Source organism: Bartonella jaculi (assembly GCF_039543045.1).
Lineage (GTDB): Bacteria > Pseudomonadota > Alphaproteobacteria > Rhizobiales > Rhizobiaceae > Bartonella > Bartonella jaculi.
Genome location: NZ_BAABIZ010000004.1, coordinates 131,062 through 143,341, shown reverse-complemented (window position 1 = coordinate 143,341; position 12,280 = coordinate 131,062). Strand labels below are relative to the sequence as shown.

11 protein-coding genes and 1 pseudogene are annotated in these 12,280 nt (G+C 39.6%); all 12 read left to right on the top strand.

What is annotated here, in order from left to right; genetic code table 11:
* The coding region (locus ABD915_RS03295) for a YadA-like family protein (protein ID WP_345115112.1) at positions 1 to 805 on the top strand (805 nt) is incomplete at its 5' end.
* A gap of 2 nt (positions 806 to 807) precedes the next feature.
* Positions 808 to 1,398 (top strand): invasion associated locus B family protein, encoded by a 591-nt coding sequence (locus tag ABD915_RS03290; RefSeq protein WP_345115110.1) that lies wholly within the window; start codon positions 808 to 810, stop codon positions 1,396 to 1,398.
* 851 nt (positions 1,399 to 2,249) lie between these two features.
* Positions 2,250 to 3,545, top strand: a pseudogene (locus ABD915_RS03285) (Ppx/GppA phosphatase family protein).
* Between the two features lie 33 nt (positions 3,546 to 3,578).
* Positions 3,579 to 4,328: an RlmE family RNA methyltransferase gene (locus tag ABD915_RS03280; RefSeq protein ID WP_345115107.1), complete on the top strand. Its 750-nt coding sequence runs from the start codon at positions 3,579 to 3,581 to the stop codon at positions 4,326 to 4,328.
* A gap of 152 nt (positions 4,329 to 4,480) precedes the next feature.
* Positions 4,481 to 5,506 carry a GTPase ObgE gene (obgE, locus tag ABD915_RS03275; RefSeq protein WP_345115105.1) on the top strand — a complete coding sequence of 342 codons (1,026 nt, stop codon included), beginning with the start codon at positions 4,481 to 4,483 and terminating at the stop codon, positions 5,504 to 5,506.
* A 1-nt stretch (position 5,507) separates the two neighbouring features.
* Positions 5,508 to 6,647, top strand: a complete 1,140-nt coding sequence (proB, locus tag ABD915_RS03270) for a glutamate 5-kinase (protein ID WP_345115102.1) — start codon at positions 5,508 to 5,510, stop codon at positions 6,645 to 6,647.
* A 49-nt stretch (positions 6,648 to 6,696) separates the two neighbouring features.
* Positions 6,697 to 7,953: a glutamate-5-semialdehyde dehydrogenase gene (locus tag ABD915_RS03265; RefSeq protein ID WP_345115100.1), complete on the top strand. Its 1,257-nt coding sequence runs from the start codon at positions 6,697 to 6,699 to the stop codon at positions 7,951 to 7,953.
* A gap of 29 nt (positions 7,954 to 7,982) precedes the next feature.
* Positions 7,983 to 8,576, top strand: a complete 594-nt coding sequence (locus tag ABD915_RS03260) for a nicotinate-nucleotide adenylyltransferase (protein WP_345115097.1) — start codon at positions 7,983 to 7,985, stop codon at positions 8,574 to 8,576.
* A gap of 48 nt (positions 8,577 to 8,624) precedes the next feature.
* Complete coding sequence (gene rsfS / locus ABD915_RS03255) at positions 8,625 to 9,077, top strand: ribosome silencing factor (RefSeq protein ID WP_345115126.1); 453 nt, start codon at positions 8,625 to 8,627, stop codon at positions 9,075 to 9,077.
* Position 9,078: 1 nt separating this feature from the next.
* Complete coding sequence (gene rlmH, locus ABD915_RS03250) at positions 9,079 to 9,561, top strand: 23S rRNA (pseudouridine(1915)-N(3))-methyltransferase RlmH (RefSeq protein ID WP_345115095.1); 483 nt, start codon at positions 9,079 to 9,081, stop codon at positions 9,559 to 9,561.
* A gap of 106 nt (positions 9,562 to 9,667) precedes the next feature.
* Positions 9,668 to 10,951, top strand: coding sequence for a murein hydrolase activator EnvC family protein (locus tag ABD915_RS03245; protein WP_345115092.1), 1,284 nt, complete (start codon positions 9,668 to 9,670; stop codon positions 10,949 to 10,951).
* Entirely contained in the window at positions 10,941 to 12,251 is a 1,311-nt protein-coding gene (locus tag ABD915_RS03240) for a S41 family peptidase (protein ID WP_345115090.1), read from the top strand. Before ABD915_RS03245 ends, ABD915_RS03240 begins: the two co-directional genes overlap by 11 nt.
* Positions 12,252 to 12,280 lie beyond the last annotated feature (29 nt).

Below are 12,280 nucleotides of genomic sequence, written 5' to 3'. Positions count from 1 at the left end.
TGATCGTATTCATGATGTTGAAAAGAATGTGGCGTCGAATGGCCTAAATTGGAATAAAGATGAAGGTGCGTATGATGCGAAGCATGATGGGCAGTCAAGTAAGATTACGAATGTAGCAGCAGGTAAAGTTGAAGAAGGTTCGCAAGAAGTTGTGAATGGAGGACAGCTATGGGAGACGAACCAGAAGGTTACAGATGTTGAGAAGAAAGTAGATAGGATAGATCAAGATGTAAAAGATATTGCAACATCTGTTGCGGATGGAGCAGTTAATTATGATAAAGATGCTGATGGCAAGAAGAAGAATAGCATCACCTTAGTAGGTGGGAATGAAAGTGATCCAGTCTTGATAGACAATGTAGCTGATGGTAAAATTGAAACGGGCTCTAAGGAAGCAGTTAATGGTGGTCAGTTACATGATTATACGGATCAGCAGATGAAGATAGTTCTTGATGATGCGAAAAAGTACACGGATGAGCATATGAATGATCTAGTGAGCAATGGAGTTAATGAGTCCAAAGCTTATACGGATATGAAGTTTGAGACGTTAAATTATGCAGTTGAGGATGTTCGGAAAGAAGCCAGACAAGCGGCAGCGATTGGGTTGGCGGTATCTAATTTACGGTACTATGATATACCTGGATCTTTAAGTGTTTCATTTGGTACGGGTGTCTGGCGCAGTCAATCCGCATTTGCCATTGGTGCTGGTTATACATCTGAAAATGGAAATATTCGTTCCAATGTATCTGTCACGAGTGCAGGAGGCCATTGGGGTGTAGGCGCAGGGGTTACTTTTAGACTGAGATAAAAATGATAAAAGTGAGTATAATTATAAAAAAGCGGAATATTTTAACCAAGGTTTTGTTCACTCTTGTCTTATTAGGCAAGAGTGAGAGCTTTGCCGATGAAAATAATAATGTTTATACGGTGCATCCACCGCACTTATCTGTTCCTAGTGGGGCTCCGGGTGAGACACGTAGAGTCATTACGCAATTTGATAATTGGACTTTGATTTGCGATGAAAAGTCATCACTTAAGCAAGGCATATGTAATGTGACGCAGACCGTTCATGATCAGGAAGATAATACTATTTTTAGTTGGTCTCTTGTTTCTACGAAAAATGGCCAAGCCGTAATGCTCTTTCGGACATTACCAAATGCTGATACAAATGTCCCTATTCGAATGTTTTTGGAAGGTATTAAAAAGCCGGTTCTCATTCGTTACACGCAATGTAATGAAGCGGTTTGCTTGGCACAATCGCCTCTTGGACCAATTTTTAGTAAACAAATAGAGCAAAATAAAAAAGTGCGTATTTCCTATAAAGTGAAAGAGGGAAAGATATTTTCTTTTACTTTGCCATTTAAAGGGCTCAGTGCAGCACTTTATTCTTTACAACGATAGAGTGCGTAGATAATTTTTAGTAGGCTTATTTTTTTATAAACTATTGCGTTGTGTATTCAGATCTAATTGAAGAGTGCAACGAGTAAGAGGTCCATATCAATATGATAAGAGATGCTTTTTTCAAAAAAAAGCACATTACAAATATAAAATCATAAAATAAGCTGTCTATATAATAGAGAATCAAGTTAGATTTTCTGTAGGTCTTATAGAGCGAATTATGTTAGTCGTTAACAATAAAAAATTATTGAGAGTCGCCAATTTAAAACTCAATAAAATGATTAAAATACTGGCTTTTTGGACAGAAAATAGGTCGATTTTTCTATTTTTGTAAAAGCGTACACATTTTAGAGCAATTTTATCCAATATCAACGGGACTCAATCAAGATACTGCCGGCAGTCTTAATGATGATAGTGAATTCCTTGGAGCATAAGTTCCCCTTTTAAATAAGATCGTTTCTAAGAAGCCTTTAACAATCTTCTTTCTCGTCAATATATCTTCAATATTTTTTTACAAGAGAGCTTCTTAGAAACGTACTTAACGCGAATTATATGAAGAGAGGAGGGAGGTTATAAAAATAAATGTCCGTTTAAACGATTAATTTATAATTTTAAGTTTATAAAGAGAAGCATGCTGGTGCGGAAAATTTTTATTTTTTAAAATAATCAAAATATTCTTTAGAATCCTGAGTGATGCTATCTTAGAAAATTTTTATGATAGGAAAGAATGGTATTTTCTTTATATTGGTAGTTTGATACAGCATTTTTACTTTAGCTTTAGTAGTGAGTAGGGGATTCCTCGCATTTGTTTATTTGGAGGTAAACACTCAAGGGATAAGAAAAAATGGCTCCTTATTTATGGTCCAAAAGAGTCAAAGCGAGAAAGAGCGTATGATACCAGAGCAGAGCAATTATGCGATCACCGTGGGTGCAATAATAATCATTCTGCATTATTACCTGCGGGGACGTTTTCTATTTCTTTTGATAGAAAGAAACAACGGCGGAAAAGACATTGGAAACAGAAAAAGGTGTTTATTCAATCGGATACAGCTTGTGAATTCCTAGGTCGAGCAGTTGTAAGTGTTAAAAAAACAAAAAAACAAAAAACACTTTTTTCTCCACGGTTTTCTCAATTAAAATCCTCACCTCTCTTTATGCAGCACTTGATTTGGGAACGAATAATTGTCGTCTTCTTATCGCATCTCCTAGTAAACTAGGGTATTTTAAGGTTATTGATGCATTTTCAAGTATTGTACGGTTACGAGAAGGATTGATAAGTAACGGCTTTCTTAATACACAAGCTATGGATCGGGCGATTGAAGCGTTAAAAGTTTGTTGTTGAAAGCTAAAACAAAGACATATTAAGCGTTATCGCTTGGTTGCAACGGAAGCTTGCCGTTCAGCAGAAAATGGTAGACATTTTATTCAACGTGTTTTGGATGAAACGGGCCTTAAATTGGAAATTGTTGATCAAAAAACAGAAACGCGTTTTGCAGTTTCAGGGTGTAGCACGCTCATTGAATCGAATACCGATGCAATTGTGCTCTTTGATATTGGAGGTGGATCATCAGAAATTGTGCTCTTTGATGTTTCTCAAAAGCGTTCTTTGCGTTTAGCTGAGCAGATTATAGCTTGGACTTCTCTTCCTGTTGGTGTTGTCACACTTGCTGCACGTTTTGGAGGTAATGATATGAGTTTAGAAGATTTTGAAAAGATGAAAAACTATGTGCGGTTTTTTTAAATAATTTTTCAGATCATTATAAATTAGGGACTCTAGCTCAAGGATCAAGATTTTATCTTTTGGGAACCTCTGGAACGGTTACGACTTTAGCAGGAATGCACCTTAATTTAGAGCGTTATGATCGGAAGCAAATTGATGGTGTTTGGATGAAAGATGCAGATGTTACTCTTATGATAAAACGCTTATTATCATGGGATATAAAAAACGTGTAACGGATCCTTGCATTGGCCGAGAGAGAGTAGATTTAGTTTTAGCGGGCTGCGCGATTTTAGATGTTATTCGAGAAGTTTGGTCCAGTAAGCGTTTACGAGTTGCTGATCGTGGGTTGAGAGAAGGAATTTTGATAGAGCTGATGTTACGTGATGGTGTATGGTGTCATTATAGGAAGAGAAGAGATTTCAAGCGTTAGCCAGTTATCAGAATATGGAGATAATAAATAGCTATGAAAAAAACGACAAAAACACCGACTGGCGGATATGGTGGTTCAGGGTCGCATGAATTATATCAGCGTGTAAAGAAAAAAGCAGGAACTATTAAAGCCTCATCGCGGCGGTGGTTAGAGAGGCATCTAAATGATCCTTATGTCCATCAGTCGAAAGTGGATGGTTATCGTTCGCGTGCGGCCTATAAGCTAATCGAAATTAATGAGCGCTATAAGTTTCTCAAAAAAGGTCAAAAGATTATTGATCTGGGAGCCGCACCTGGTGGGTGGTGTCAGGTGGCTGGGCGTATAGTAGGGTCAAGTGACGAAAAGCCTAGCGTGGTTGGTATTGATTATTTGCATGTTGATCCATTGTCTGGGGTTGTGATGCTGGAAATGGATTTTTTGCATGCAGATGCACCGCAGAAATTAATTGAAGCTTTAGGGACAAAGCCGGATGTAGTGCTTTCTGATATGGCTGCGCCAACGACAGGTCATCGTCAGACGGATCATTTAAGAACGATTTATTTATGTGAAGTTGCTGCCGATTTTGCTCTTTCGGTTCTCAAACCTGGAGGGCATTTTCTAGCAAAGGCTTTTCAAGGTGGAGCAGAAAATACCCTTCTCACGACGTTAAAGCAGAATTTTAAAACAGTCCATCATGTTAAACCACCTGCGAGCCGAACAGAATCAGTGGAGTTATATCTTCTAGCGCTCGAATTTAAGGCAAAAACAAAAAAACCAGCAGTAATATCTTTTTTAGAAGGTTAAAATCGGCTTACTTAATTTAAACATCAGGATATTTTCAACCAGTGTTTAGTGAATTTATTTATAGTTTTTCTTTTGAAAATGATGAAAAACTGGTAAAACTGATGCATTACCTGTAGAGGTTAAAGGGATTGATTCCTCGGTGAGCGTTTCCAATGAAATTTCTTGATCAAGCTAAAGTCTATATTCGTTCTGGTAATGGAGGAGCGGGGGCAGTTTCATTTCGTCGTGAAAAATTCATAGAATTTGGTGGTCCTGATGGAGGCAATGGAGGACGTGGTGGTGATGTTTGGGCTCTTGTTGTTGACGGGCTTAACACGTTGATTGACTATCGCTACCAGCAGCATTTTAGAGCTAAAACAGGGGGGCATGGCAAGGGGCGTAACATGACGGGTGAAAAGGGTGATGATATTATCCTTAAAGTGCCGGTTGGGACGCAAATTTTTGAAGAAGATAATACAACATTAATCTGCGATTTAACGGAAGTTGGACAACGTTATCGTCTTGCAAAAGGAGGGAATGGTGGTTTTGGAAATCTTCATTTTACGACATCTACGAATCGGGCGCCTCGCCGTGCAAATCCGGGTTTAGCTGGAGAAGAGCGCATACTTTGGCTGCGTTTGAAGTTAATTGCTGATGCGGGACTGATTGGTTTGCCAAATGCTGGAAAGTCAACTTTTTTAGCTTCCGTAACGGCTGCAAAGCCGAAAATTGCAGATTATCCTTTTACTACTCTCTATCCTCATCTTGGTGTTGTACGCATTGATGCTCGGGAATTTGTTTTGGCTGATATTCCTGGCTTGATTGAAGGGGCACATGAAGGCGTGGGGATTGGGGACCGCTTTTTAGGGCATGTAGAACGTTGTCGCGTTTTATTTCATTTGATTTCTGCTCAAGAAGAAGATGTAGCAAGGGCGTATCAGATTGTGCGTAATGAACTCAAGGCATATGGAAATAATCTAAGCGATAAGACTGAAATTGTAGCTTTAAGCCAGATAGATACTCTCACCGTTGAGGAGCGTAAAGCCAAACGAGAGGTTTTGCAAAGAGTAACGGGTAAATCTATAATGATGTTTTCTGCGGTCAGTCGCGAAGGTTTAGAAAATGTGCTGCGTGCTGGTGCACATATTATTGAAATGGCACGCAAAGAGGATGTCGATGGGGATATCAGGATTGAGTAAGATGGCAGTTGGATTGCAAAAGCTCTCACACTATAAACGCATTGTGGTCAAAATTGGATCTGCGCTTTTAGTTGATCCTCAGACAGGTTTGCGCGCTGAATGGCTTAAAAGTTTGATAAGTGATGTTGTTGAATTACATCAAAAAGGCGTTGAGATTTTATTGGTATCTTCAGGAGCTATTGCTTTAGGGAGAACTTTACTCCATCTTCCTAAGGGAGCTTTGAAATTGGAGGAGAGTCAAGCGTGCGCTGCTTTGGGGCAAATTGAATTAGCAAAAACGTATGGTAATGCGCTTGCTCAATATGGATTAAAAACGGGTCAGATTTTGCTTACCTTATTTGATACGGAAGAGCGACGACGTTATCTCAATGCCCGTGCTACGATTAATGTGCTTTTGCGTTTTGGAGCGGTACCCGTTATTAATGAGAATGATACTGTCGCAACAAGTGAAATTCGTTATGGTGATAATGATCGTTTAGCTGCACGTGTGGCAACAATGATGGGGGCAGATCTCTTGATACTTTTATCCGATATTGATGGTCTTTATACGAAGTCTCCACACCGTGATCCAACGGCTGAATTCATACCCTTTATTGCTTCAATTACGAGTGATATTGAGAAAATGGCAGATGTTGCGGCTTCAGAATTTTCTCGAGGAGGAATGAAGACCAAACTTGATGCTGGGAAAATAGCAAATTCTGCTGGAACAGCTATGATTATTACTTCAGGTAAGCGTATGAACCCTCTTGCAGCGATTGACAGAGGAGAGCGTGGAAGTTTTTTTGCTGCTGGTGAAAAGCCTATCAATGCTTGGAAAACGTGGATTTCTGGTCATTTAGAACCGTCTGGCATTTTGACGATTGATCAGGGAGCAGTTCAAGCTCTTGAATCTGGAAAATCCTTATTGGCTGCAGGAGTTGTGGCGGTTGATGGAATGTTTCATCGTGGAGATACAGTTGCGATTGTTGATGCAAATGGAGTTGAGATTGCTCGTGGGCTTGTAAGTTATAGCAAAGATGAAGTTGTGTGCATTATGGGACGTAAAAGCGAAGAAATTGAGTCTATCCTTGGATATGAAGCGCGTTCTGCCATGGTGCATCGTAATGATATGGTTTTGCGCTGCTTGACCCATTCTGCTTAAAAAAGGTATCTTTTACCTTATTTATTGTTTTGGCAGAGTGGATGATGATATGACTTTAGAAGAACAAATGAAGGACATGGGGCAAAAGGCACGTCATGCTGCTGCGGCGTTAGCGGTTATGTCTTCTGAACAAAAGAACAAAGCCTTGGAAATGATAGCTTTGTGTCTAGAGGCTCAGTCAGATGAAATTTTAAGAGCTAATCATCAAGATTTAGAGAACGCTGCTCAGAATAATTTGAAAGCAGCGATGATTGATCGATTGAAATTAGATGAAGGGCGTTTGCGTGCAATCGTAGACAGTGTCCGCCAAGTTGCTTGTTTGCCTGATCCTGTTGGGCAAGTGATGAGTGAATGGACCCGTCCAAATGGGCTTCATATCAGCCGTATTCGTACACCTCTTGGTGTGATTGGTATTATTTATGAGAGTCGACCAAATGTTACCATTGATGCAAGTGTTTTGTGTTTGAAGTCTGGAAATGCTGCAATTTTACGTGGTGGTTCGGATAGTTTTCATTCTGCTCATGCACTTCATGCAGCGTTGGTGAGGGGACTGGAAGAGGCTGGTTTACCTAAAGAGACCATTCAAATGGTTGGAACGAAAGATCGCGATGCCGTTGGAGAAATGCTCAAAGGATTGGATGGGGCGATTGATGTGATCGTGCCTCGTGGGGGCAAGAGTCTTGTTGCACGTGTTCAGTCTGATGCACGTGTTCCAATTTTTGCACATTTAGAGGGACTTTGTCATATTTATATTGATAAATCAGCAGATTTAAGCATGGCACGTGATATTGTCCTGAATGCAAAATTGAGGCGTACGGGCATATGTGGAGCTGTTGAGACGGTTCTCATTGACAGCCAAGCATTAAAAAAGTTTCTGCCTGTTCTTGTTGTTTTACAGGAGAGGGGGTGTGAAATTCGCGCAACAGAAGACATCGTTTCGTTAATGCCAGAGGTTAAATTAGCATGTGAAGAAGATTGGTCACATGAATATCTGGATGCGATTCTTTCTGTTAAAACAGTTGGGGGTGTTGAGGGAGCCATTGCCCATATCAAACGTTATTCATCAGGACATACTGAATCGATTATTGCTGAGGATATGGAAGTGGTGGAGAAATTTTTTAATCATTTGGATTCAGCCATTTTATTGCATAATGCATCTACGCAATTTGCTGATGGAGGTGAATTTGGTTTTGGAATGGAAATTGGTATCGCGACAGGAAAAATGCATGCGCGTGGTCCCATAGGTGTTGAACAGCTGACATCATTTCAGTATCACATCAAAGGAAATGGACAGGTTAGACCTTGAAACAGCTATTTTTCCCATGGAAGGATCGTATGCCACATGTGGAAAGATCCAATGTTATTGGTCTTTTTGGTGGATCCTTTAATCCACCGCATGCTGGACATCTTCTTGTTGCAAAAATTGCAATTCGGCGTTTGTGTCTTGATCAATTATGGTGGATGGTAACTCCAAGCAATCCCTTAAAAGATAATAGACATTTACCATCTTTAGATGAGAGAATGCGATTAAGCGTTGAACTCATTGATCATCCAAAGATTCGCGTAACGGGTTTTGAGAAAATTATAGGCAGCACAGTGTCAATAGATACGATTTCTCATATTCTTGCGTATTGCCGTGGAGTACATTTTGTTTGGGTTATGGGGGCAGACAGTTTGGCGACATTTCATCGCTGGTATCGGTGGCGTGACATTGTATCTATGCTTCCTATTGCGATTATTGATCGTCCTTTTGTACATATGGCGGCCCTCTCTTCTCCTATGGCACACATTTACCGTTATTTTCGTTTAGATGAGAGAGAAAGTATACGATTACCTTTTATGAAACCGCCGGCTTGGACCTATTTACATGGACCTTTGTCTTTTCAGTCTTCGACGAACCTTCGTTTAAAGGAGAATGATTTTTCTTGAACATTTTATAAGATTCTGCTTCTCTTTTGGAAGAGGTTTTTCTTTTTTATATTCCAAGCGATAAGAAAGGATATTAGTCTGGAAAATATTTCACAAAAATACGCTTACAGTATTGTATCTCCGGCAGAAAAGAATTTTTTTTCTGCCAGTGATGGTCTCAAAGTTATTCTGAAGAGTTTAGAGGATACAAAAGCAGAAGACATCGTCTCCATTGATATTCAGGGGAGGTCGTCTTTGGCTGATTACATGGTCATAGCTTCAGGAACTTCACAGCGTCATGTATCGTCTGTTGCTGAGCATTTGTTACGCACTTGGAAAGATAGTGGATATGGCCGAGTGAGTGTGGAAGGGTTTGCTGGAGGTGATTGGATATTGATTGATACAGGTGATATTATCGTTCACCTTTTTCGTCCAGAAGTTCGTCTCTTTTATAATTTAGAAAAGATGTGGCTCGCTCCCGACTTAAACAATACAAAATCGGTTCTCTTCGGAGATCATTAATATGCAAATTTCTATTTTTGCTGTTGGTCGCATGAAAAAGGGGGCAGAGCACAAATTAGTTGACCATTATTTGGACCGTTTTTCTAAAAGTTCTGGAGCAGTAGGGTTTCATTTTAAAACACTCCATGAGATATCAGAAAGTCGTGCTCAGACAGCGTATCAACGCATGGAAGAAGAGGGGAAGAGACTTATTGGATTTTTGCCTGAAAAGTGTCGATTAATTGTATTAGATGAGCGTGGAAAGTCGATTTCATCATCTGCTTTTGCCGAAAAATTAGGGTTTTACCGTGATGAAGGTGTTCGTGATGTCATCATTGCTTTGGGAGGACCTGATGGGCATAATGAACAGATAAGAAATCGCGCTGATTTTCTTTTGTCTTTTGGTTTTATGACGTGGCCACATCAAATTGCGCGTATACTTCTTACAGAACAGCTTTATCGTGCTGTAACAATTGCGAGCAATCATCCTTATCACCGTTTTTAACATTTTATGTAATTTTTAGCACTTAATTTATGTATTTATTAATATTGTTTTAGCTGACATCATTTAAAGCATCTCTAATTTATGCGATTTTATGCGATGGTGCTTAATGGTTGGGCAAATGAAGAAGCTTCTTCATAAAAGGATGCAACGTTTATATAAGGAATGCGTGATATTTGTCGTGCTGTTCTTGAGTGTGTTTTTTTGCTTTTCTGTATCGTATGCTGAGGATACAGTAAGTAGTGCAGAAGAAGCACATAAAGAGTTGGGAGAAATTCGCCAAAGCATTTCACTTTCGCGTGAGCGTGTTGCTTTTCTTGCACAGCAAGTTGAGCGTTTAAAAAAAGATCAACGCGTTTTAAGCGACGCATTAATCAAAGCTGCTAAAATAGAACGTACGATAGCAAATGATATTGCTGAAAGGGAAAAAAAACTTAAAAAAATGATAGTAAAGCGGGCAGAAGTTCATCAAAGTTTAAAAAATCATCGCACTGAATTTGCAGAAGTTCTTGCAATTTTAGAACGTATGGGATTAAATCCACCTCCTGCTCTTATGGTGCGTCCTGAGGATGTGTTAGCTTCTGTGCGTAGTTCTGTTTTATTAGGGGCTATTGTGCCTCAAATGCAGGAGAAAATACAGGCTTTAACAGAGAGCCTTAAGGAGTTGATCAATTTAAGCAATGCAATTACCATGGAATATGCGGCTTTAAAGACTAAAATGCAAAATCAAGCAGAACAGCGAAAGCGTCTAGAGCTTTTATTAGACAAAAAAGCCAAACTACAAAAAAGATCCGAAGAAGAACTTACAGAGCAACAACGAAAAAACATTGCTCTTATTAAAAAAGCGCAATCTTTGGAAGAATTGATTTTAGAACTTGACCGTCAATCACAACTTAGTTCTGATGTATCCGTTCAGGTACGAAAAAATTTGCAATTGTTAGAGCAGAGCAATTTCGAAAGCCGAAAAGGCTCTTTACTTTTTCCTGTTTTGGGAAAAAAAATTCAATCCATTAATAATAGTTCGCAGATTACGCGCTTTGGTGAAATGATTGAGACAGAATCAGAAGCTGTTATTATAGCGCCTGCTGATGCTCTTGTTGCTTTTGCTGGACCATTTCGTTCTTACGGACAGTTAATTATTCTCAATGTTGGAAATGGTTATCATATTGTTCTTATTGGAATGTCGAGAATCAATGTAATGCAGGGGCAATTTGTTCTTTCAGGTGAGCCTCTTGGTACGATGGGAATGCAATTTATTGCAAACAGTGTTGCATTGGATATAGGAAAAACTGCTCCAATACTTTACATTGAGTTTAGAAAACAAGGGAAACCTGTAAATCCAACTCCTTGGTGGCGGACTGAAAAAACGAAAAGGAACCAAAATGATTCGTAAAGTTATTCTTTTGGTCGCTGGGGTATTGCTCGGCGCCAGTTCAATGATCATGGTGCAGTCTGTTGCTGCGAATAATGAAGGTGATTCTTATAAACAGCTGGCCATATTCGGCGATATTTTTGAGCGCGTACGTATGCAATACGTGACAGTTCCAGATGATAAAAAGCTTATTGAAAATGCTATCAATGGCATGCTCACATCGCTTGATCCCCATTCATCTTATATGAATGCGCAAGAAGCCAAGGATATGCGGGATTCTACGAAGGGAGAATTCGGAGGCCTTGGTATTGAGGTGACCATGGAGAAGAACTTAATCAAAGTTGTATCTCCGATGGATGATACACCTGCCTCAAAAGCAGGTATTTTGGCAGGGGATCTCATTTCAAAAATTGATGGTGTACAGACGAATGGCCAAACATTGAATGAAGCTGTTAATAAGATGCGGGGCGCTCCTGGAACACCGATTACGTTGACAATTATCCGTTCTGGTGTTGATAAACCACTTGAAATTAAAGTTGTTCGCGATATCATCAAAGTAAAGGCAGTGAAATACCGCGTTGAGGGTGATATTGGCTATTTAAGACTTATCCAGTTTTCAGAGCAGACTTTTGGCAATCTTCAGGCTGCAATTAAAGATATTCAATCTAAAATTCCTCAAGATAAGTTGAAGGGTTATGTTCTTGATTTGCGACTTAATCCGGGTGGGCTCTTAGATCAGGCTGTGAGTGTCTCGGATGCTTTTCTCAATAAAGGTGAGATTGTATCGACCCGTGGACGCAAAAAGAATGATGTAATAAGATTTGATGCCAAGCAAGGGGATATCACCAATGGAAAACCGCTTATTGTCCTCATTAATGGTGGTTCAGCAAGCGCTTCTGAAATTGTTGCAGGTGCATTACAAGATCACCGTCGTGCTACAATTTTAGGCACACAATCTTTTGGCAAGGGATCTGTTCAAACGATTATTCCTTTGGGTGAAAATGGTGCTTTACGTTTAACAACAGCTCTTTATTACACGCCGGCTGGCACTTCAATTCAAGGAACTGGGATCACGCCTGATATTATTGTAGAGCAACCACTCCCTGAAAAATATAAAGGTTATGATGTAAAGCTTGGTGAATCTGAGTTAAAGGGGCATATCAAAGGGAAACGAGAAAGCAAAAAAGGATCTGGTTCAGCTGCTTTTGTTCCGCAAGATCCTAAGGAGGATATTCAATTGAATGAGGCTTATAAGCTGTTACGGGGTGAAATGGCAAATGCAGCATTTCCACCAGATCCCAATAAGGATGTTTTAAAGTGAGAAGGAGTATGTACAGTTTATGCTTTTTG

Excerpts from the sequence above, each read along its gene's own strand:
- ABD915_RS03260 (WP_345115097.1), top strand. The coding sequence starts at position 7,983 with ATGCCACATGTGGAAAGATCCAATGTTATTGGTCTTTTTGGTGGATCC.
- rlmH (WP_345115095.1), top strand. The coding sequence starts at position 9,079 with ATGCAAATTTCTATTTTTGCTGTTGGTCGCATGAAAAAGGGGGCAGAG.
- ABD915_RS03290 (WP_345115110.1), top strand. The coding sequence starts at position 808 with ATGATAAAAGTGAGTATAATTATAAAAAAGCGGAATATTTTAACCAAG.
- ABD915_RS03265 (WP_345115100.1), top strand. The coding sequence starts at position 6,697 with ATGACTTTAGAAGAACAAATGAAGGACATGGGGCAAAAGGCACGTCAT.
- obgE (WP_345115105.1), top strand. The coding sequence starts at position 4,481 with ATGAAATTTCTTGATCAAGCTAAAGTCTATATTCGTTCTGGTAATGGA.
- ABD915_RS03245 (WP_345115092.1), top strand. The coding sequence starts at position 9,668 with ATGGTTGGGCAAATGAAGAAGCTTCTTCATAAAAGGATGCAACGTTTA.
- proB (WP_345115102.1), top strand. The coding sequence starts at position 5,508 with ATGGCAGTTGGATTGCAAAAGCTCTCACACTATAAACGCATTGTGGTC.
- ABD915_RS03280 (WP_345115107.1), top strand. The coding sequence starts at position 3,579 with ATGAAAAAAACGACAAAAACACCGACTGGCGGATATGGTGGTTCAGGG.
- ABD915_RS03240 (WP_345115090.1), top strand. The coding sequence starts at position 10,941 with ATGATTCGTAAAGTTATTCTTTTGGTCGCTGGGGTATTGCTCGGCGCC.